The sequence below is a fragment of the Azospirillum sp. B21 genome (assembly GCF_008364825.1).
In the GTDB taxonomy this organism is placed as follows: Bacteria; Pseudomonadota; Alphaproteobacteria; order Azospirillales; family Azospirillaceae; genus Azospirillum.
This window is the reverse complement of the sequence record NZ_VTTO01000010.1, coordinates 231,527-252,498: the sequence shown is the minus strand read 5'-3', so window position 1 is coordinate 252,498 and position 20,972 is coordinate 231,527. Positions and strand designations below refer to the sequence as shown.

Genomic DNA, 20,972 nt, shown 5'->3' with positions numbered 1-20,972 from the left:
CCTATTGCCCTGTAAGAGCTTTTTCCCCACTGCATGTCTGAATGAAGGACTTGACAGCGGACATTTTTCATGCCCGGGTGACGGTCGGACGGATCAGACCAACACGGCGCCCTTCACCTTGCCCACCCGCCTGAAATGCTGATTGTTGCTGAGATGATGGTGGAGGAAGGAGGGGTTGTAGTAACGCGCCTCCATACCGAAGACCGCCTGCATGTTCTGCAGCGGAAAGCTACCCTGGACCGCGATGTTCGACTGCTCCATCGCCACCAGATAGCAATAAACCACATGGCCGGAGCAGAAGAAGGCCTCCCGCCCGCCGGCCATCAGCTGGTCGAGCAGGGTGTTGATGCGGTCGGTGGACTGCACACCACCCCCGCGACCGAGCGACTTGACGGCGCCGCCGATGGTGTAGGGCATCTGGGTGGTGCCCCCTTGGGCGAAGCCGCCGCCGACGATGCCCTGCCGCATCATGATCGCGGTCTGCGCCGCCCCTTCGCCGATGCCGGGGGTGGTGCAGCGGAAAACGTCATAGCTGTAGTTGGCGTTCTTGGTCAGCAGGTTGTTTTCCTGCAGCCCGTCACCATCCATCTCGATGATGGTCGTGGGGGAACTCGCGATGCCGGCATGGATGAAGTCCGACTTTCCCCGGCTGAACAGCTGGCCGATCTTGATGGCGATCCCGGTGGCGCCCAGGCCGTGCCGATGCTTGATCATGATGTCGCCGGCCTTCACGGCCCCGATCACCGCGTTGGAACGCGCTCGCGTCATGCCCTGTCTCCCTGTAACGAACCGTGCGCCGACATCCGCGGTCGCTTGCGGTCCTGTTCCGCAAACCCACTATACGAAATAACGAGGGGTCGGCGAAAGAAGTACCACCACCCGAACAATCCGCTTTTCATCGAACAGCGCAGATGGATGCCCGAACTATTATCGACCTTGATTACCTGATCTCCTGAAGGCGCTATTTTCGTGAAATTTCTTCAGCCTTTAATGGCATTTGAGCCAGACGATCAACCGTGGCAGAGCGGTTCCTCACTGCCCGGGCAGCCTGATGGCTCCTGCACGACAACCGTCCGGCGTGACCATGCGCCCCGATTCGACACCCCGGCAGCATGCGGGGTGCCATCGGGCCTGCGGGTCTGCTAAATCTCCGCCGCCGCCCCCAGCACGGGCGGCGCCGCAACAGCCTGGGGGCAGACATGGCCGCGACGATCCCACCCTATCTGTCGACTTTCTCGCTCGCCGGACAGGTGGCGCTGGTCACCGGTTCGGGCCGCGGCCTGGGGCTGGAGATTGCGCGGGCGCTGGCCGGGTCGGGTGCGCATGTGCTGCTGAACGGCCGCGACGCCGCGACGCTGGAGGCGCGTGTCGAGGAGATACGGACTGCCGGCGGGACCGCTTCGGCCCTGGCTTTCGACGTGTCGAACCGGGCGGCCGTGCGCGATGCCTTCGCGCGGATCGACCGCGACCATGGACGGCTCGACGTGCTGGTCCAGAATGTTGGCCAGCGCAACCGCAAGCCGCTGGCCGAATTGAGCGATGACGAGATCGTGGCTCTTCTCGACGTCGATCTGGCCTCCAGCCTGATCCTGGCGCGGGAGGCGGCGCGCCTGATGCTGCCGCGGGGCCGGGGCCGTCTGATCGCCATCACCTCGGTCGCCGGGCAGATCTCGCGGGCCAACGACAGCGTCTATGCCTCGGCAAAAGCCGGGCTGAACGGCATGGTGCGGGCATTGGCCGCCGAATACGGTCCGCTTGGCCTGACCAGCAACGCCATTGCGCCGGGCTTTTTCGCAACCGAAACGAATGCGGCCATCGCCGCCGATCCCGAGCGCGGGGCCTATTTCGCCAACCGCACGCCGTTGTGCCGCTGGGGCCGGCCGGAGGAGATCGCCGGGGCGGCGGTATTCCTGGCGTCGGCCGCGGCGTCCTATGTCAACGGCCATGTCTTGGTCGTGGACGGCGGCGCCACCATCTTGATGTGAGCCGCCGGCCGATTGCCCCCGCCATGCTGACCATTCCGATCTCCTGCGGCGACCCTGCCGCCCTGTTCCGCCCCTGGGCCACCCAGCCCTGGGCCATGCTGCTAGACAGCGCGGCGCCCCATCCGCAGAACGGGCGCTTTTCCTATATCGTTGCCGAACCGTTTCAAACGGTTGAATCCATCGGCGGACGGACGCTGGTCGATGGGGCGCCGGTGCCCGGCAGTCCCTTCGACGCGCTGGAACGGGCGCTGGCAGCATATCCCGTGCCCGCCGCCGGCCCGGTTCCCTTCAACGGAGGGGCGGTGGGCTTCGTCGGTTACGAGGCCGGAACGGCTTTGGAAGGGCTGCGCTCCTGCCATGGCAATCCGGGCGGACAGCCGGACATGGCCTTCGGCCTCTACGATGTGGTCGCCGCCTTCGACCGCGAGACGCGGAGCGCCTGGGTCATCGCCGCCCGGCCGGAGGCGGAGGAGCGCGCACGCCGCATGGCCGCGCGGCTGTCCGTTCCGCCACCGGAACAATCGGCCGGGCCGGCCCCGCTGCGCTGGCGGTCGGAGCTGTCGCGTCCCGACTATCTCGACCGGGTCGGCCGGGTGCTGGAGTACATCCGGGCCGGCGACATCTATCAGGCGAACTTCACCCAGCGTTTCCTGGCCGACGTGGACGGGACGCTCGACGCCTATGCGCTGTACGAGCGTCTGCGCCGTCTCAGCCCGGCACCCTTCGCCGCCTTCCTGAACTGCGGCCCCCGGCTGCGGCTGGCGGGTGCCTCGCCCGAGCGCTTCATCCGGCTGCGCGCCGACCGGACCATCGAGACGCGGCCGATCAAGGGCACCCGCCCGCGCCATGCCGAACCTACCGCCGATGCAGCCGCCGCGGCGGAACTGTCGGCCAGCATCAAGGACCGGGCGGAAAACCTGATGATCACCGACCTGCTGCGCAACGACCTGGCGCGCGTGTCGGAGGTCGGAAGCGTCAAGGTGCCGGTGCTGTTCGGGCTGGAGAGCTTCGCCAGCGTCCATCATCTGGTGTCGGTCGTCACCTCCCGGCTGGTGCCGGGGCTGGGGCCGATCGATCTGCTGCGCGCCGCCTGCCCCGGCGGCTCGATCACCGGCGCGCCGAAGATCCGCGCCATGCAGATCATCGACGAGTTGGAGGTCGCCCGCCGCGGCGCCTATTGCGGCTCGGTGGCCTGGATCGGCTTCGACGGCGCCATGGACAGCAACATCGTCATCCGCACCCTGTCGGTGACGCAGGACCACGTCATCGCCCAGGCCGGCGGCGGCATCGTCGCCGATTCCGATCCGGCGGCGGAACATGAGGAAATGCTGGTCAAGGCCCGCGCCCAGTTGCGCGCCGCTGGCGATCCAGTGGTGGAGGGGATGCAATGACCATCTGGTTGAACGGGCGGCTGATGCCGGCTGCGGAGGCGCGGATCGACCCGGCCGACCGCGGCTTCACCCTGGGCGACGGGCTGTTCGAGACCATCCGCATCAAGGACGGCGCAGCCCGCCACCTGCCCCGCCATCTTGACAGGCTGTCCGCCGGAACCGCCCTGCTGCGCCTGCCGCTGCCCTATGACGCAGCAACCCTGTCGGAGGCGATGGCGGCGCTGATCGAGGCTGACGGCATTGCCGACGGCGTGCTGCGCCTGACCCTGTCGCGCGGCACCGGCGCCCGCGGGGTTCTGCCGCCGCCCGACGCCCGCCCGACCGCGATGATGACGGTCGCTCCCGCCGTCCACATGACGGCGCCGGTCGCCGCCGTGATCGCCCGCAGCACCCGCCGCAACGAGCATTCACCCTTGTCGCGGCTGAAGTCGCTGAACTATCTCGATTCCATCCTGGCGCGGCAGGAGGCGGCGGAGCGCGGTGCCGACGAGGCGCTGTTGCTGAACGGCGCCGGACGGCTGGCCGAATCCAGCATCGCCAACCTGTTCCTGTCGCTCGGCGGCCGGCTGCTGACCCCGCCGGTCGCCGATGGCGCCCTTCCCGGCATCCGCCGCGCCCTGGTTCTGGAGCGCCACGGCGCGGAGGAAGCGCCGCTCACCCCCGACGACCTCGCCCGCGCCGACGAGGCGATCCTGACCAACAGCCTGGGCCTGCGCCCGCTGCTGTCGGTGGACGGCGCTCCGGTCGGCAGCGGGTCGGCCGGGCCAGTCCTCGCCCGGCTGCTGGCCGACCCGGACCTCTAAGCAAGCAAGGGACTGTCATGATCGAAACGGTGAGCTATCCCGAACTGACCGCCATCGGCTTCATGGTCGAGGCAAGCCGGGAGGATCTGCCGGCGGCAGTATCGGCGGCTTGGGAGCGCCTGTTCACCGCCGACAGCGGCGCGACCTCCTTCGCGGCGGTGTCGCTGCCGGAGGAGAACGGGATGCAGCGCGAACTGGTGGGATTCCTTGCCGCCAAGGCCACGGAGATCCCGCCGGGCATGGTCCGCGTCGATCTCGATGCCGGCCGCTATCTGCGGCTCATCCATGACGGCCCGGTCTCCGCCATCCCGGACGGCTTCGCCCGGCTGCACGCCCACGCCGCGGCGAACGGTATGAAACTGAGCGGCATCGCGCTCGATTTCGGCCATCGCCCCGGCATGCCCGACGGGCGCCACGAACTGCATCTGGCGCTGACACCGCAACTGCCGGCGCTGGGATGACGTAGGATCCCCTCTCCCCCCCGGGGAGAGGGTTAGGGTGAGGGGGACGCGCGGCGGGACCTTCGCAAAAATCCTGATGTGCATCCCCCTCACCCCGCCCCTCTCCCCAGGGGGGAGAGGGGGATGCACCTCACCCTCCCCGCTTACTTCAAAAACGGCAGGTTCAGCCCCTGCTCCTTGGCGCAGTCGATGGCGATGTCATAGCCGGCGTCGGCATGGCGCATCACGCCGGTGGCCGGATCGTTCCACAGCACGCGCTCCAGCCGCTTGGCCGCCGCGTCGCTGCCGTCGCAGACGATGACCATGCCCGAATGCTGGGAGAAGCCCATGCCGACGCCGCCGCCATGGTGCAGGCTGACCCAGGTCGCGCCGCTGGCGGTGTTCAGCAGCGCGTTCAGCAGCGGCCAGTCCGACACGGCATCGGACCCGTCCTTCATCGCCTCCGTCTCGCGGTTCGGGCTGGCGACAGAACCGCTGTCGAGATGGTCGCGGCCGATGACGATCGGCGCCTTCAGTTCGCCCGACCTCACCATCTCGTTGAAGGCGAGGCCGAGGCGGTGGCGCTGCCCCAGACCCACCCAGCAGATGCGCGCCGGCAGGCCCTGGAACTGGATGCGCTTGGAGGCCATGTCCAGCCAGTTGTGCAGGTGCGGATCGTCGGGGATCAGCTCCTTCACCTTGGCGTCGGTCTTGCGGATGTCCTCCGGATCGCCGGACAGCGCCACCCAGCGGAACGGGCCGACGCCGCGGCAGAACAGCGGGCGGATATAGGCGGGGACGAAGCCGGGGAAGTCGAAGGCGTTCTCCAACCCCTCCTCCTTCGCCATCTGGCGGATGTTGTTGCCGTAATCGACGGTCGGGATGCCCATGGCGTGGAAGGCCAGCATCGCCTCCACCTGCACCCGCATCGACTTGCGCGCGGCGGTGGCGACGGCGGCCGGCTGGCTTTCGCGGGCGGTCTCCCATTCCTCCAGTGTCCAGCCTTGCGGCAGATAGCCGTTCACCGGGTCATGGGCGGAGGTCTGGTCGGTGACGATGTGCGGCCGGGCCTTGATGTCGGTGCCGGCACGGCGCGCCAGCTCAGGGAAAACATCGGCGGCGTTGCCGAGCAAGCCGACGGAGATCGCCTCGCCCTTGGCGCAGGCCTCGTTGATCCAGGCCAGCGCTTCGTCCAGATCGGCGGTGTGGCGGTCGAGATAGCCGGTGCGGATGCGCATCTCGATGCTGCTGGGACGGCATTCGACCGCCAGCATGCAGGCGCCGGCCATGGTGGCGGCCAGCGGCTGCGCCCCGCCCATGCCGCCCAGCCCGCCGGTGAGGATCCACTTGCCCTTCAAGTCGCCGTTGTAATGCTGGCGCCCGGCCTCGACGAAGGTCTCGTAGGTGCCCTGCACGATGCCCTGGCTACCGATGTAAATCCACGATCCGGCGGTCATCTGGCCGTACATCGCCAGACCCTTGCGGTCCAGCTCGTTGAAATGCTCCCAGGTCGCCCAGCGCGGCACGAGGTTGGAGTTGGCGATCAGCACGCGCGGGGCGTCGGCGTGGGTGCGGAAGACGCCGACCGGCTTGCCCGACTGGACCAGCAGGGTCTCGTCGTCGTTCAGCGTCTTCAGCGCCGAGACGATGCGGTCGAAGCTCTCCCAGTCACGGGCGGCGCGGCCGATGCCGCCATAGACGACCAGCTCCTGCGGCCGTTCCGCCACGTCGGGGTCGAGGTTGTTCATCAGCATGCGCATCGGCGCCTCGGCGAGCCAGCTCTTGCAGCTCAATTCGGGGCCGTGCGGGGCACGGATGACGCGCTGGTTGTCGAGGCGGGATGACATGGGTGGGTGGCTCCTGGTGGGAGGGTGAAAGTGCGTAAGAGTGCTTTTGCCCCCTCCCCTACCCTCCCCCGCTCTCGGCCGGCCAACGGCCGGTCCGATCGCGGGAGAGGGGGTTAAGCGCGGGAGCGGCGGAGTTCCCTCTCCCGCCGAAAGGCGGGGGAGGGTTAGGGAGGGGGCCGCGAACCAATAGCTAAGGCGGCGGCAACTGGAACCGCGCGCCCAGCCGATAGCGGCTGCCGGGATGCACCAGCATCGCCACCGTCACCACCCGCCCGCCGACCCATGTCCGGCGCGTGACGCGCAAACAGGGCTCGGTAACGGGAATGTCGAGCAGCCGGGCGATCTCCGCCGTCGGCGACACAGCTTCGATGACATGCTCGACCTGCGGCGAGGATTCCAGCCGGATCAGGTACTCGCCCGGCGTCTGGCGGGTGAAGTCCTGCTCCAGATAGTCGGGCGCCACCGCCGGGTTGACCCAGCGTTCCTCCAGCTGGACCGGCACGTCGCTTTCGCTGTGGACGACGACGGAATGGAACAGCTTCGCCCCCACCGGCAGGTTGAAGCGGCGGGCCAGCCCGGCATCCGCTGTAACCGCGAGCAATTGCTCCACCCGGCAGGAATGGGTGTTACCGCGTTCGGCGATCTCGTCGGCGATGCTGCGCAGTTCCACCACGTCGGTGCTGGGCGGCCGTTCGGCGACGAAGGTGCCCAACCCCTGCACGCGGGTCAGCAACCCTTCGTCGGTCAGGTCGCGCAGCGCGCGGTGCACCGTCATGCGGCTGACCGAGAATTCCTCCAGCAGCTTGTGCTCCGAGGGGATCTGGAAGCCTTCCGGCCAGTCGCCGGAGCTGATCCGGCGGCGGATGGCCTCCTTGATCTGGGCGTAGCGCGGCTGGGCGGTGGAGATGACGTCGCTCATGCGACCCCCACATACGGCTTGCGCACCATCCCGCCATTCACCACCGCCATGCAGGGGTTCAGGCCGATGGCATAGGCCAGCTCCGCCGGATGCTCGATGCGCCAGACCGCCAGATCGGCGCGCTTGGCCGGAGCGATCACACCACGGTCGGTCAGCCCCAGCGCCTTCGCCGCATGGCGGGTGACGCCGGCCAGCGCCTCCGCCGGGGTCAGGCGGAAGAAGGTGCAGCCCATCGACAACATCAGCAGAAGCGAGGTCACCGGCGAAGTGCCGGGGTTGTTGTCGGTGGACAGCGCCATCGCCACGCCATGGCGGCGCAGCAGGTCGATGGGCGGCAGCCTGGTCTCGCGCAACGCATAAAAGGCGCCGGGCAGCAGCACGGCCACCGTCCCGGCCTGCGCCATGGCCGCGACGCCCTCCTCGTCGAGATGCTCGATATGGTCGGCGGACAGGCCGCCGAACTCCGCCACCAGCCGGGCGCCGCCGAGGTTGCTGAGCTGTTCGGCATGCAGCTTCACCGGCAGGCCGAGCCTCTTGGCCGTCTCGAACACCCGGCGGGTCTGGGCGACGGAGAAGCCGATCCCCTCGCAAAAGGCGTCCACCGCATCGGCCAGCCCGGCTTCGGCGATGGCCGGCAGCGTCTCGGCGCAGATGCGGTCGATGTAGCCGTCCGGGTCGGTCTTGAATTCCGGCGGCAGGGCATGGGCGCCGAGATAAGTGGTGCGCACCTCCACCGGACGGACCTGGGCCAGCCGGCGGGCGACGCAGAGCATCCGAGTCTCGGTTTCAGTGTCGAGGCCGTAGCCGGACTTGACCTCCACCGTCGTGACGCCCTCAGCCAGCAGGCTGTCCAGCCGCGGCAGGGTGGCGGCCAGAAGCTGGTCCTCGCTGGCGGCGCGGGTGGCGGTGACGGTGGACAGGATGCCGCCGCCAGCCCGCGCGATCTCCTCATAGGTCGCGCCGTTCAGCCGCATCTCGAACTCGCGGGCGCGATTACCGCCATAGACGAGATGGGTGTGACAGTCGATCAGGCCGGGGGTCATCCATCCGCCCTGCCCCGAATGAACCTGGGTCGCCAACGCCTCGGGCGCGTCCGTCAGGTCGGCGCGCCGACCAACGAAGGCGATGCGGCCATCCTTGATGCCGACCGCCGCGTCGGCGATGACGCCGTAGCCGTCGGCATCACCCATCGTCGCAACGGACAGGTCGATCCACAGGGAATCCCACGGCGCGCTGGTCGGCATCGGTTCGGCTCCTTCCTACAAGTTCGTGCAGCAACCCTCTTGGCATCAGGTTGCCTATACTTGTATAGTGTTGTCTATAATAGCGAGGGCGCCCTCATGAGCAACCTGTTTTTTGCCTCAGCGCTGCTGCCGGATGGCTGGGCGGAGAATGTGCTGGTCACGACGGACGAGCGCGGCCGGATCGTCTCGGCGACGCCCAATGCCGCCTGCCCGACCGAGGCGGAGCGCTTTGCCGGGGCCGCCGTCGCGGGCATTGCCAACCTGCATTCCCACGCCCACCAGCGCGCCATCGCCGGCATGGGCGAGTCCTCCGGCGAGGGCTCCGACAGCTTCTGGAGTTGGCGCGAGGTGATGTACCGCGCGCTCGACCGCATGGATCCTGAGGATTTCGAAGCGGTCGCCGCCCAGCTTTATGTGGAGACGCTGAAGGCCGGCTTCACCGCCGTCGCCGAATTCCATTACCTTCACCGCGACCGCGACGGCAGCGCCTACGCCGACCCGGCGGAGATGAGCCACCGCGCCGTCGCCGCCGCGCGGACCGCCGGTCTGCCGATCACGCTGCTGCCGGTGCTCTACAACGCGTCCGGCTTCGGCGGCACGCCGCCGACTGCCGGACAGCGCCGCTTCATCCATGACGGGGCAGGGTTCGCCCGGCTGACCGCGGCCCTGCGCGATGCCTATGGCGAGGACGACGACGTGCGCCTCGGCATCGCCCCGCATTCGCTGCGCGCCGTCCCGGACAGTCTGCTCAGCGAAACCGTCGCCGCCCACCCGCAAGGCCCGATCCACATCCACATCGCCGAGCAGCGCCGGGAGGTGGAGGACTGCCTCGCCCACCATGGCCGCCGCCCGGTGGAACATCTGCTGGAGACCCAGCCTGTCGATGGCCGCTGGTGCCTGATCCACGCCACCCACATGACGGACGCCGAGGTGACGGGCGTCGCCGCCAGCGGCGCCGTCGCCGGCCTCTGCCCGACCACCGAAGCCAATCTCGGCGACGGCTTCTTCGCTGCCGAATCCTTCATGGGCCAGGGTGGGCGCTGGGGCATCGGCTCCGACAGCCACATCTCCGTCAGCCCGGTGGAGGATCTGCGCTGGCTGGAGTATGGCGCGCGGCTGACCAGCGGCCGGCGCACCGTGCTGGCCGGCGGCCCCCGCCGCTCCACCGCCCGCCGGCTGGTGGAGGACGCACAGGCCGGCGGCGCGCAGGCGACAGGATTCGAGGCCGGGCGCATCGCCGCCGGTCTCCGCGCCGATCTCATCGTCCTCGACACCGACCACCCGCTGCTGGCCGCGCGAAAGGGCGATGCGCTGCTGGACGGCTGGATCTTCGCCGGCAACGCCCCCCTCGTGCGCGATGTGGTGATCGCCGGACACGCAATCGTCCGCGACCGCCGCCACCCGCGCGAGGAGGAGATCGCCGACCGCTTCAAAAAGACACTTGGGAGACTTCTGGGATGAGCGAGACCATCACTCTGGTTCCGGGCGCGCTGTCGCTCGACACGCTGCGCAGCATCTACCGCGGCCGTCCGGCCCTGACGCTCGACCCGGCGGCCTATCCGCGGATGGAGCGCTCGCGCGCCCTGATCGACCGGATCGCCGGTGGCGACGAGGCTGTCTACGGCGTCAACACCGGCTTCGGCAAGCTGGCCCACACCCACATCGCCGCAAGCGATCTGGAAACGCTCCAGCGCAACCTGATCCTGTCGCATGCCACCGGTGTCGGCGCGCCGCTGGCCGATGGCGTGGTGCGGCTGATCCTGGTCATCAAGGCGGTCAGCCTCGCCGTCGGCGCATCGGGCGTCCGGCCTGCGCTGGTCGATGCCCTGCTGAAGCTCTATGAGGCCGACGTGCTGCCGGTGGTGCCGGGCAAGGGCTCCGTCGGCGCATCGGGCGATCTGGCGCCGCTGGCCCATCTGTGCGGCGTGCTGCTCGGCATCGGCCATGTCCGGGTGAAGGGAGAGACCCTGCCGGCGGAAGAGGGGCTGCGCATCGCCGGTCTGCCGGTCTTCGACCTGAAGGCCAAGGAAGGTCTGGCGCTGATCAACGGCACCCAGGTGTCGACCGGTCTGGCACTCGCCGGGCTGTTCGAGATCGAGCGCACCTTCAAGGCGGCGCTGGTCGCCGGCTCGCTGTCGGTCGAGGCCGTCATGGGCAGCCACCGCCCCTTCGACGCCCGCATCAGCGCGCTGCGCGGCCAGCCCGGCCAGATCGCCGTCGCCGCCGCCTTCCGCGAGATGCTGACCGGCAGCGAACTGAACGCCAGCCACCAGGGTCCCGACTGCCACCGGGTGCAGGATCCCTACAGCCTGCGCTGCCAGCCGCAGGTGATGGGCGCCGTTCTGGACCAGATGCGGCAGGCGGCCCGCACCCTGGTGATCGAAGCGAACGGCGTCACCGACAATCCGCTGGTCCTGGTCGACACCGACGAGGTTCTATCCGGCGGCAATTTCCATGCGGAGCCGGTGGCGATGGCCGCCGACCAGCTTGCCATCGCGGCGTCGGAGATCGGCGCACTGGCCGAACGCCGCATCGCCATGCTGATCGATACCACCATCAGCGGCCTGCCGCCCTTCCTGGTGGCGGAGCCCGGCCTGAACTCCGGCTTCATGATCGCCCATGTCACCGCCGCGGCGCTGGCGTCGGAGAACAAGTCGCTCGCCCACCCCGCCAGCGTCGACAGCCTGCCGACCTCCGCCAACCAGGAGGATCATGTCAGCATGGCGACCTTCGCGGCGCGGCGGCTGGGCGACATCGCCGGCAATGTCGCCGACATCGTCGGCATAGAGCTTTTGGCCGCGATTCAGGGTCTGGAGTTCCATCGACCGCTGAAGACCACGGAGCGGCTGGAGCAGGCCATCGCCGCCATCCGTGCCGAGGTGCCGCGTTACGAGGTTGACCGCTACTTCGCCCCGGATCTGGCCGCCATCGGCGCCCTGGTGCGCAACGGTGCGCTCGACCATCTGATGCCGGTATCCCTGGAGACCGCACAATGACCGACACCATCTTCGATCTGGTTCAAGGCGACGGGCCGCTGGTCATCAGCATGCCCCATTGCGGCACCGCCCTCTCCCCCGGTCTGGCCGACCGCCTGACCGGCGAGGCGCTGACCCTGCGCGACACCGACTGGCACATCCCGCGCCTGTACGGATTTGCGACCGGCCTGGGCGCGACGCTGCTCAGCGCCCGCTATTCCCGCTATGTCGTCGATCTCAACCGGTCTTCGACCGGCGAGAGCCTCTATCCCGGACAGGCGACCACCGGCCTGTGCCCGGAAACCCTGTTCGACGGCACGCCGCTCTACCGCGACGGACAGGCGCCCGACGAGGCGGAGGTGGCGCAGCGGGTGGAGACCTACTGGCGTCCCTACCACGATGCGCTTGCTGCGGAACTGGCGCGGGTGAAGGCCCGCCACGGCTTCGCCCTGCTCTATGACGCCCATTCGATCCGCAGCCATGTGCCGCGCCTGTTCGACGGGCTCCTCCCCGACCTGAACCTGGGCACGGCCCGCGGCACCAGCGCCGATCCGCAGCTGGCCGCCCGCGTCGTCGCCGCGATGGAAAGCGCCGCGGCGGCGGAGGGGATGACCTGCGTCACCAACGGACGCTTCGTCGGCGGCCACATCACCCGCGCCTATGGGCAGCCGGCCGAAAACGTCCACGCCATTCAGATGGAGCTGGCGCAGGACCGCTACATGGACGAGGAGGCGCCGCCCTTCGCCTATCGTCCCGACCGGGCGGAAAAGCTCCAGCGGGTGCTGAGAGCGCTGCTCGACGCCTTCGCAAACTGGCGACCGGCGCAAGGCTGACCCGCCACAGGGGCTGAACGGGGGCGCGGAACCGCCCCCGTACGCTCCGCGTTCCTCTGCGGCGCCCATGCAGAGGCGCAGGAGGCAGGGGACCGGCGTTGAGCGACATCATCGAACAGAACGACGAACAGCGGGGCATCGAGAATCCGGGTGGCGGCATCGGCTATGGCGGGCGCGCCGCCCCCGCCATCCTTCAGCCCACCTTGACGGCCGTCGATACGCTGGATGCGCAGGTCCACGACATCGTCACCTGCGATCCCGGCCCGGTCAGCCAAGCCCTGGCAACCGCGGGCCATTACGCCATAAAACGCCATGTGCTGATCCCCGGCTTCGCCATAGCCGGCATCGTCGGCCTGCTGACCGGACAGGCGGATCTGCGCCGCGCCGGCAGCGTCGGCGTCGCCGGGCTTGTGGCGACCGCGACCGCCAGCCGCTCGATCAAGCGTTACGTCAAGCGCCGCCGTCCCGACGAATGCGCTCCGCGGCGTAAGCCCGGCTGGCGGATCAGCGCTCGCTCGCTGCCCTCGGGCCATGCCGCGAGCGCCTTCGCCGCGGCGACCGCCCTGGCCGCAGTCAGCCGGTCGCCGGCACAAAGTTTGGTGATCTACGGAACCGCGGCGGCCCTTGCCGGCGGGCGGGTGGTCCGGCACCGCCATTGGGCGTCTGACGTGCTGGCCGGCGCCCTGCTGGGAACCGCCATCACGCTGCTGGCGCGGCGAATCCTGCCGCGCTGATCATTATTTCTTCGGCAGCGGCAGAGTGGCCTGTTCGGCCTTGGACGGGTCGGCCAGACGCTTGGCGCGCTTGTTGCGCACCTCCGCCGCCTCGCCGGCCTTCAGCGGCACGAAGCCATCCGGACGCATGGCGTTGCCGACGATCTGCTTCAGCAGGTCGATGTTGGTGGTCTGCACCCGGCGGCCGCGGCGGACCTGATCCAGGAACTTCTGCGACGGCGTCAGCACATAGTCGATGGCGTCGATGCGCTTGCCGACCTTGGTGTATTCCTTGTCGGCGACGTCGAGAATCCCCTCGTCCACCAGCGCATCGACGGCCGACGTCACCACGCGCAGCGTGTCACGGCGGCGCGACCACTCGTTCATGCCGCTGTTCTTGATGATCTCGTCGGCGCTGATCGACACCGGTTTCGCATCGTCGTCGGCGGTGTCGTATTCGATGGACAGGCGATTGTAGAGCCAGCGCGACACCGGCGATTTCAGCTTCATCAGCCAAGCGTAGGAAACCGGCTTGAACTCCAAGTCGCGGATGGCGGCGGAGACCAGCGGGTTGAACTCCAGATAGGTCTCCTCGACCCCACCATCCTCATCGACCAGATCGGGACGGGAGCGGATGGCCAGCACCGGGAAGGCGGTGGATTCCAGCAAATTCTGCCCGCGGCTCTTCTTCCCCGGCTCCGCACTGCCGCCGGTGGAGATGATGATGCGCGACCGCGCCAGGATGGTCAGGGATTCGCGGATGTCCTGGATCGACAGGGTGTGGTTGACCGCCCGCAGTTCCCGCTGGATCTCGTACAGGCTGAAACGCATCTGCACCTTGTCGCGGTTCTCGCCGGTCAACGACAGGCGCGAGCGGTCCATGGCGAGGCGGCGCACCACCTGCTCCACCACCTGCTCGCGCTCCGAGGGGAAGATCTCGACTTCCACCAGATCCGGGCCGCTGCCGGGGGCGCGGTCTTCCTTCTTCGCGGTGCTCAGACGGTCGATACGGGCGGGTTGGACGGTCAGGCGATAGTTGCGGCCGCGGAACGCGAACTCGCGCCGTACCGACTTGATGAAACTGTCCTTGGTGACCAACTCGCCCTTGTCCTTCGCCACCTTTTCCTTGTCGTTGTCGCGGGAGACGAACACGAACCGCGGCGCCAGATCGTAGAGCGCGATCAGGTGCGATTGCGAACGGTCTTCCAGCTCGAACAGGATGAGCTGCGCGGCGCTGGTCGGGGCCATCTTGGTCATGAACGTCTCCGAAGGTCGGGAGTAACCATGGCGCGCGGAGCCCCCCGGCGCAACAGAACCGAAGGAAATTACCGCCTCCGGGGTGGAGCAACAGCCCGCGCACATGGCGCGACAGCCCGCGGTGATGGAGCAACGGCCCGCGATCATGGAGCCATAGCCCGCGATTGCCGCCTTTGTCCCGGCTTCCCAAGTCGCGGAACCACGACTCCCTGAAGAATCGGAGAGAATCGGCCGCGGCACGGCAGGGGAGAACCGCGAGCTACCGCTCCATGGCCGCGGAACACCACCCTCGGTGCCGTCTCCGAACCGCCCCTATTGCTCCCGATCATCCCGGCCGGAGGGGAAACGCGGGCTATGGCTCCAGGTACAGCCGGGGAGGAGCCGGAAATCGCCCCGAAGACAGACGGGATCCGGCGCGGCAATCGCGGGCAAGGGCTCCATATCCGCGGCCTGAAGCGCCAGGATTCCGATTCGGCGGGACATCGCGGGCTAAGGCTCCATGGTCGCGGGCAGGGGCTTCAAGGTCGCGGGCTATCGCTGACCATCCGCGGGCTGCTGCTCTATGGAGTGCGAGCCCGCGATTCGACTCTGCCGCGGACCGCTTCGAATCCTCCCTGCCAATCACGCCATCCACCCGCCACCGCAGCCTGTCCGGCCGCCGGCACGGAGGAGTATCGCCACAGATGACCGACCATAGCGCAAACCCCAACCGCTGGGGCCGGATTCCGGCCTGGTGGCTGGATCACCCCGATCTTGATGCCGACGGCCTCGCCGTGCTGGCCGCTCTCAGCACCTATGCCGACGACATGGGCGTCTGCTGGCCTTCGCAGGCGACGTTGGCGGGAAAGCTGAAACGCAGCCGGCCGACCGTCAACCGCATCCTGGGCCGCCTGGAAGCGCTCGGGCTTGTGGCCATCGAACACCGGCGGTCGGCCAGCGGCGGCCGTCTCAGCTGCCGCTACCGTCTGGCGCTGACCGTTACGGGCGGCGCCGGAGAGGGTGCAAGGGTGGACAGCCCCGCTGACTCGTCGGCGGACTCCCCCTGTCCAGCAGCGAGTCACGAACAGCCTGAACCTGAACAGATTCCGGACACGCTCCACCGGCGGGCGGGCGAACGGCAGGCAATCGGTGGGGAACCGGCCGCTGCGCAACCTGTTGCCGGACAGGTCAGCGAAGACTGGACCCCATCCGCAGCCGATCGCCAATGGGCGGCGACGCGCTTTCCCGTTGTCGATCTCGACCGCCATGCCGAACGCTTCGTCCAGCAGTGCCGTGCCCATGGCTACCGCTACCGCGACGTGGCCGCCGCGTGGCGTTCCTGGTTGCTGCAGGACATGGCGCGTATGGCGCAACAGCCCGCGGAACCCTCCCGCACTCCGACAGGCCAATCCAAAGCCAACCGTCCTGCCACACGTCCTGCCGCGGATGCCGAAAAGCGCCTGTCGGCCTGGGCCAGCGTCGCCGCCCGGCTGAACGGCCAGCCCGGCACCCCCACCGCCGCCGCTGCCAACCCCTGGGGAGTGGGCGCATGAGCAACCTTCACCCGTTCCCGGCCTCGCCGGCACCGTCACCCGGCCTGCCGCTGCCCTTCGACCCGGCCATGGCGCCGGCCCTGCGCAGCCGGATGCTGCGCGAGGCTCTGCCCGACCCCTTGCGGCAACTGCTCGACCGCGGGCAGATCGGCCGCCACAGCCGTTTCACCGAAGACGGCTTCGCCGATGTGGTGGAGGATTGGACGCCACCGGCCGGAGTGACGCCACGTCACGCCGCTCTTGCCCGGCGGGCTCTTGCGGAGATTGACGACGGCATTCTCGCACCTGCGTCGGCCAACCATCTGCTGGGCAGGGTGCTGGCACTGCTGAGCCATTTCCCGTCCAAGGCCACAACGCCGGAGGTGGAGCAATTGCTCGCGATGGACTGGGCGGACGATTTGGGAGAGTTCCCGGCCTGGGCGATCGATCAGGCGGCCAAGGTCTGGCGCCGCACCCGCAAATGGCGGCCCAGCATTGCCGAAATCCGTGCCCTGTGCGAGGAAGCCTGTGCCGCCGAACGTGCCTTGGCCGAGCGTCTGCGGGCCATCGCCATCGCGGGCGAGCGAACCGCCGAAACCGGTGGCGGTGCAGCGGTGCGTCCGGTTCTGACCTCGGCCATCCGCCGCATGCGATGATAACCGGCATTCAGTCTTATATCCTGCCCGTCTGTGGCAGTTGTGACACCCTGCACCGGCGGTTCGGACCTAAGACATGTCTTAGATTTGCGCCACGTCCTCGCTTTGCTAAAAGGGGTTCTCAGCCGATGGCGAAAAGGGACATGAGATGACCAACGACACGGGGCACGGACCGGTGAAGCGCTTGCTGGTCAATGGCCCGAAGGGCGGGATCGGCAAGACGACGCTCAGCCGCAACATCGCGGTGGCGGCGGCGCTCGACGGCTGCACGGTCGCAACGCTCGATCTCGATCCTCAGCGCAGCCTGACCAAATGGTTCGCCAAGCGTCCGGACGGCATGGCGTCCATCACCCATTTCGAAGCGGGCATGACGCCCGGCGACATCCGAGCCGCCCTGGACGGCATCGACGGCTACGACCTGCTGGTGATCGACACCCCGCCGTCGATCGAGGACCATCCGGAGGAGTTCAAGCTGCTGGCCCTGTCCTCCGACCTGATCGTGGTGCCGACCGGACAGAGCGACGACGATCTCGACTCCGTCCGGCCCTGGATGCGCTTCGTCCGGCGCTATGGCAAGAACGCGGCCTTCGTGATGAACCGTGTCAAGCCGCGCACCCGCGGCTTCACCGAGGCACAGCGCAAGCTGCTGGGCGACGGCCGGATCTGTCCGGTCGAGGTGCCGGATTACGAGGACATCCAGTTCACCGCAAGCCGCGGGATCGGACTTTTGGAGCTGAAGGGCGGCAAGGGGGCCGAGCATGTTGCCGGCGTTTGGGCCTTCGTCCGTCATGAACTGGAGCTGGCGCAATGAGCGGGTTCAAGCAGGTTTCCAAAGCACAGGCCCGGCGTCACATCGCGGTGGACGAGCGGATCGAGCGCATGGCGGAGGCGACCGTCGACCTCGTCCGCCGCGAGGAGTTCGTGCAGGAGATCTCGACCCTGTGGCGCAGCGCCCAGGAGAAGTTCCTGCTGATCGGCCGCTATCTCGTCCAGGCCCGCATGCGCCTGCCCCATGGTGAGTTCCAGGCGATGGTCGAGAACGAGCTGCCTTTCGGCTATCAGGTCGCCTACCAGCTGCGCATGGTGGCGGAGGCGGTGGACAGCGGACGCCTTCCCGGCTCGAAGCTGCCGCCCAGCTATGCGACCGTCTACCAGCTCGCCACCCTGACCAGCGAACAGCTCCAGCTGGCGGACCAGCGCAACCTGATCCGTCCCGATGTCACCCGGCCGGAGATCGTCCGCTTCAAGCGCGACCTGCGGAGCAAAACCATCGATCACGTCAGCCGGCGGGAGGCGCTGGAGGCCGAACGCCAGCGGCTCCGCGAACGGCTGATCGCCGTGGAGGCGGAATTGGCGTCACTGGACGACCAGGAGGACTGACGCAACGTCGTTCCGGCCGGCTGCTTCCTCTGCCCCGCCAGGCCGGAACGCTGTATCCTCCCCGCATCTTCAGTCCTGGACGACCGACTTGCGGGAGACGGCATGCCGAACATCGATCTGAACTGCGACATGGGCGAGGGCTATGGCGCCTGGTCCATGGGTGACGACCGCACGATGCTCGACATCGTGACGTCGGCCAACATCGCCTGCGGCTTCCATGCCGGCGACCCCATCATCATGGCCGACACTGCCCAACTGGCCGGTGAGAAGGGCGTGCGCATCGGCGCCCATCCCGGCTTCGAGGACCGCTCCGGTTTTGGCCGCCGCGTCATTCGCGGCATTACCGCCACCGAGGTGGAGCGATTGGTCGCTTATCAGGTCGGTGCGCTCCAGGCTTGCGCCGCCCTGTCGGGCCAGCGTGTGACCCATGTGAAGCCGCACGGCGCCCTTTACAACATGGCGGCGGTGGAGCCGGATCTGGCCGGCGCCATCGCCCGCGCCGTCAAGGCGGTGGACCCCACCCTGCTGTTCGTCGTTCCGCCATTGAGCGCCATGGATCGCGTCGGTCAGGACATGGGCCTGCGTGTCGCCCGCGAGGCCTTTGCCGACCGCACCTATGAGGATGACGGCACGCTCACCCCACGCACCGTTGCGGGATCTGTGATCCACGACCCGGATCTGGCCGCAGCGCGTGTGGTTCGGATGGTGCTGGATGGCGCTGTGGAAAGCCGCCACGGCACGCGCCTGCCCATCGTCGCGGATACCATCTGCGTCCATGGCGACACTCCCACTGCCGTCGCCATGGCTGCCGCAGTCCGCCGGGCGTTGGAACAGGCCGGCGTGGTGGTCAAGGCCCTGGTCTGAAGCTGGAGCGTGGCTGACCGGTCAAGGATCAGCCCCGTCCCGCCACGTCTTTGAAAAACTCCATCCCGGATTCGAGCACCTCGCGCATTCCGCGAACCCGTGCGCATTTTTGCGCCGCAGCACGCAAAGTCCAGGTCACAGTTTTGTCAGAATTTTAGACGAACATCTCTCAAACGCGAAAGGATACACAGAGCGGCATCGACGTAATGGACAGTCGAGCCCCGGCCAATCAGCACAGGTCTTGCCCATGCAACGACGAATTTCCATGCCAATTCTGGCGGCAATGGCGATTTTATCGGCCGGCGAGGCATCTGCTGAGATTCTCTATCGAAAGGGTAGTGTTGCAGATCGGCGTCATTTCTTGCAGGTCGATGTTTCCTGGGGCGAGTTGGAGATCGGGCAGGCCGATGGCGCCCGCAACCGCCTGGTGGGAACCACGGCGATGCCGGCCACTGCGGGTGCCGGAAGCCGCACGGCGAAGCTGACCTACTACACCCCACCGCTGCGCGGGTTAGAGCTTGGCGCCAGCTACACCCCGCTGCCGCGGGGCAACGCCGACATGCCCGACCCGCGCGAGGCGCTGCATCTGGTGGAGGCGGCGGTGCGCAAGACCCTGCAAATCGGTGGGATCAACGCCCGGCTGACCGCCGGCACCAGCCGGGCGCGGGTGCGCAGAGACAGCCGCCGCCTGCCGCGCCAGTCCTGGATCGTCGGCAGCCAGTTCACTTGGCAGAGCGTCACCCTGGACGGCGACCTGCGCCAGCAGGAGGAGGCGGACGGCGCGTCCTTCCGCAGCCTGAATGCCGGGCTGGCCTATGGCCGGGGCGACATGACGTTGTCCTTCCGGGTGCGCCGGTCGGCACCTGACGGCGCGGCAGCCAACGAGCAGTATCTCGCCGACTTGACCTATCGCATCACGCCGCGCTGGCAGGTGATGGCCGACACCAACTTCGATACCGGTCCGGAAACGATGGGTGCGGTGGTCAGGCTGGGCGCCCGGCTGCAGTTCTGAACCGTTCAGGTTGCCAGCCGGCCCACCAGCCGCTCGGCCGCCGCGTCCACCTCCGCTGCCGTCGTTCCGCGGCCCAGGCCAAAGCGTAGGCTGGCATGGGCATCGGCGGGGGACAGGCCCAGCGCAAGCAGAACATGTGAAGGCTCCCCCGCCCCACTGTGGCAGGCGGAGCCGGTGGCGACCGCCAGATCCGGCAGATCCAGCAACAGGTCGGCGGCATCGGTGCCGGGAACGGTCACGTTCAGGCAGCCGGCCAGCCCCTCTCCGCCCTTTGCGGCCCCGTTCCGGCGGATGCCCGGCACGTGCTCGCGCAGCTGCCGCCACAGCCGGTCGCGCAACTCCGCGATCCGGCGGGCGTCCTCTTCTCGCCGTTCCCGCGCCAGCCGGCAGGCGACACCCAGCCCGACGCAGAGCGGCGTCGGCAGGGTTCCCGCCCGCAGGCCGCGCTGTTGCCCGCCGCCGGCGGACGGAGGTGCCGGCCGGAAAGGTTGGCGGACGACCAGCGCCCCGATCCCCATAGGCCCATAGAGCTTGTGTCCCGACAGGCTCAGCCCGTGCAGCCCCAGCGCCGCCATGTCGAGCATGCGCGTACTCAGCGCCTGTACCGCGTCGCTGTGCATCAGTGCGCCATGGCGGGCGGCGACCGCCGACAGCTCCGCCAGCGGTTGGACCGTCCCCACCTCGTTGTTCGCGGCCATCACCGACACCAGCACCGGTCCGGGCAGGTCCGCCAAGGCCTGCTCAAGCCCGGCCGGATCGACCCGCCCGATCCCGTCCACCGGCAGCACGACGACCGGGTGGCCGCGCCGCCGCAGCTCCGGCAGGCAGCCGAGCACGCTGGCATGCTCCACCGCCGAGACGACGCAGCCTCCTCCCGGCGGCACTCCGCCCAGCAGGGCCAACGCATTCGCCTCGGTGGCGCCGGAGGTGAAGACCACCTCGCCCGGCTGCGCGCCGACCAGGGCGGCGACCTCTGCCCGCGCCTGCTCGATGGCGTCGGCGGCCCGCCAGCCGGCGGCATGGGCGGCGTGCGGGTTGCCGGCGGCCTCCGGCCGCATCCAGGGCAGCATCGCCTCCAGCACCAGCGGGTCGAGCGGCGTCGAGGCCAGATGGTCGAGATAGATCATGGCGCAGTATCGCGC

Annotated in this window: 20 protein-coding genes; 14 read left to right on the top strand and 6 right to left on the bottom strand. The window is 68.5% G+C overall.

The annotated features are described in order from the left end of the window. Positions 1-93: 93 nt before the first annotated feature. Positions 94-768, bottom strand: coding sequence for a hypothetical protein (locus tag FZ983_RS22765; RefSeq protein WP_149225763.1), 675 nt, complete (start codon positions 766-768; stop codon positions 94-96). Positions 769-1,199: 431 nt separating this feature from the next. Between FZ983_RS22765 and FZ983_RS22760 the strand changes: the two genes are divergently transcribed. The 4 genes from FZ983_RS22760 to FZ983_RS22745 are packed head-to-tail and all read left to right on the top strand — an operon-like array spanning position 1,200 to position 4,640. Beyond that, positions 1,200-1,985: an SDR family oxidoreductase gene (locus FZ983_RS22760; RefSeq protein WP_149225762.1), complete on the top strand. Its 786-nt coding sequence runs from the start codon at positions 1,200-1,202 to the stop codon at positions 1,983-1,985. A 23-nt stretch (positions 1,986-2,008) separates the two neighbouring features. Continuing rightward, positions 2,009-3,376 carry an aminodeoxychorismate synthase component I gene (gene pabB / locus FZ983_RS22755; protein ID WP_149225761.1) on the top strand — a complete coding sequence of 456 codons (1,368 nt, stop codon included), beginning with the start codon at positions 2,009-2,011 and terminating at the stop codon, positions 3,374-3,376. Further along, entirely contained in the window at positions 3,373-4,179 is an 807-nt protein-coding gene (locus tag FZ983_RS22750; RefSeq protein ID WP_149225760.1) for an aminotransferase class IV, read from the top strand. The genes pabB and FZ983_RS22750 overlap by 4 nt, the downstream gene beginning before the upstream one ends. A gap of 17 nt (positions 4,180-4,196) precedes the next feature. Beyond that, a complete protein-coding gene (locus tag FZ983_RS22745) occupies positions 4,197-4,640 on the top strand; it encodes a GyrI-like domain-containing protein (protein ID WP_149225759.1) in 444 nt (147 codons plus the stop codon). Positions 4,641-4,783: 143 nt separating this feature from the next. Here FZ983_RS22745 and hutU read toward each other — a convergent pair whose 3' ends face one another. From hutU to hutI, 3 genes are all read right to left on the bottom strand, one after another. Further along, on the bottom strand, positions 4,784-6,466 hold the full coding sequence (gene hutU / locus FZ983_RS22740; protein ID WP_149225758.1) for a urocanate hydratase: 1,683 nt from the start codon (positions 6,464-6,466) through the stop codon (positions 4,784-4,786). A 190-nt stretch (positions 6,467-6,656) separates the two neighbouring features. Continuing rightward, positions 6,657-7,385 carry a histidine utilization repressor gene (gene hutC / locus FZ983_RS22735; protein WP_149225757.1) on the bottom strand — a complete coding sequence of 243 codons (729 nt, stop codon included), beginning with the start codon at positions 7,383-7,385 and terminating at the stop codon, positions 6,657-6,659. Next, positions 7,382-8,629 carry an imidazolonepropionase gene (hutI, locus tag FZ983_RS22730; RefSeq protein WP_149225756.1) on the bottom strand — a complete coding sequence of 416 codons (1,248 nt, stop codon included), beginning with the start codon at positions 8,627-8,629 and terminating at the stop codon, positions 7,382-7,384. The genes hutC and hutI overlap by 4 nt, the downstream gene beginning before the upstream one ends. Positions 8,630-8,725: 96 nt before the next feature. Here hutI and FZ983_RS22725 point away from each other — a divergent pair, with 96 nt between their 5' ends. The 4 genes from FZ983_RS22725 (at position 8,726) to FZ983_RS22710 (ending at position 13,171) form a co-directional block, all read left to right on the top strand. Continuing rightward, a complete protein-coding gene (locus FZ983_RS22725) occupies positions 8,726-10,090 on the top strand; it encodes a formimidoylglutamate deiminase (RefSeq protein ID WP_149225755.1) in 1,365 nt (454 codons plus the stop codon). Beyond that, on the top strand, positions 10,087-11,625 hold the full coding sequence (hutH, locus tag FZ983_RS22720) for a histidine ammonia-lyase (RefSeq protein ID WP_149225754.1): 1,539 nt from the start codon (positions 10,087-10,089) through the stop codon (positions 11,623-11,625). Before FZ983_RS22725 ends, hutH begins: the two co-directional genes overlap by 4 nt. Next, positions 11,622-12,437, top strand: coding sequence for an N-formylglutamate deformylase (hutG, locus tag FZ983_RS22715; RefSeq protein WP_149225753.1), 816 nt, complete (start codon positions 11,622-11,624; stop codon positions 12,435-12,437). Before hutH ends, hutG begins: the two co-directional genes overlap by 4 nt. Positions 12,438-12,535: 98 nt before the next feature. Continuing rightward, a complete protein-coding gene (locus FZ983_RS22710; protein WP_149225752.1) occupies positions 12,536-13,171 on the top strand; it encodes a phosphatase PAP2 family protein in 636 nt (211 codons plus the stop codon). Between the two features lie 3 nt (positions 13,172-13,174). Here FZ983_RS22710 and FZ983_RS22705 read toward each other — a convergent pair whose 3' ends face one another. Beyond that, positions 13,175-14,407 carry a plasmid replication protein gene (locus FZ983_RS22705; RefSeq protein ID WP_149225751.1) on the bottom strand — a complete coding sequence of 411 codons (1,233 nt, stop codon included), beginning with the start codon at positions 14,405-14,407 and terminating at the stop codon, positions 13,175-13,177. A 683-nt stretch (positions 14,408-15,090) separates the two neighbouring features. On the opposite strand from FZ983_RS22705, the gene FZ983_RS22700 reads away from it, so the two are divergent. The 6 genes from FZ983_RS22700 (at position 15,091) to FZ983_RS22675 (ending at position 19,830) form a co-directional block, all read left to right on the top strand. Then, on the top strand, positions 15,091-15,939 hold the full coding sequence (locus FZ983_RS22700) for a helix-turn-helix domain-containing protein (protein ID WP_149225750.1): 849 nt from the start codon (positions 15,091-15,093) through the stop codon (positions 15,937-15,939). Further along, positions 15,936-16,574, top strand: coding sequence for a hypothetical protein (locus tag FZ983_RS22695; RefSeq protein ID WP_149225749.1), 639 nt, complete (start codon positions 15,936-15,938; stop codon positions 16,572-16,574). The genes FZ983_RS22700 and FZ983_RS22695 overlap by 4 nt, the downstream gene beginning before the upstream one ends. Before the next feature lie 148 nt (positions 16,575-16,722). After that, a complete protein-coding gene (locus FZ983_RS22690) occupies positions 16,723-17,385 on the top strand; it encodes a ParA family protein (protein WP_149225748.1) in 663 nt (220 codons plus the stop codon). Further along, positions 17,382-17,954 carry a hypothetical protein gene (locus FZ983_RS22685; RefSeq protein ID WP_149225747.1) on the top strand — a complete coding sequence of 191 codons (573 nt, stop codon included), beginning with the start codon at positions 17,382-17,384 and terminating at the stop codon, positions 17,952-17,954. Before FZ983_RS22690 ends, FZ983_RS22685 begins: the two co-directional genes overlap by 4 nt. A 102-nt stretch (positions 17,955-18,056) precedes the next feature. Beyond that, positions 18,057-18,818 carry a 5-oxoprolinase subunit PxpA gene (locus FZ983_RS22680; RefSeq protein ID WP_149225746.1) on the top strand — a complete coding sequence of 254 codons (762 nt, stop codon included), beginning with the start codon at positions 18,057-18,059 and terminating at the stop codon, positions 18,816-18,818. Then, a complete protein-coding gene (locus FZ983_RS22675) occupies positions 18,730-19,830 on the top strand; it encodes a porin (protein ID WP_348771069.1) in 1,101 nt (366 codons plus the stop codon). The genes FZ983_RS22680 and FZ983_RS22675 overlap by 89 nt, the downstream gene beginning before the upstream one ends. 5 nt (positions 19,831-19,835) lie before the next feature. Here the strand turns inward: FZ983_RS22675 and FZ983_RS22670 are convergent, their stop codons facing one another. Then, positions 19,836-20,957, bottom strand: a complete 1,122-nt coding sequence (locus tag FZ983_RS22670; RefSeq protein ID WP_149225745.1) for a cysteine desulfurase family protein — start codon at positions 20,955-20,957, stop codon at positions 19,836-19,838. Between the last annotated feature and the right edge of the window lie 15 nt (positions 20,958-20,972).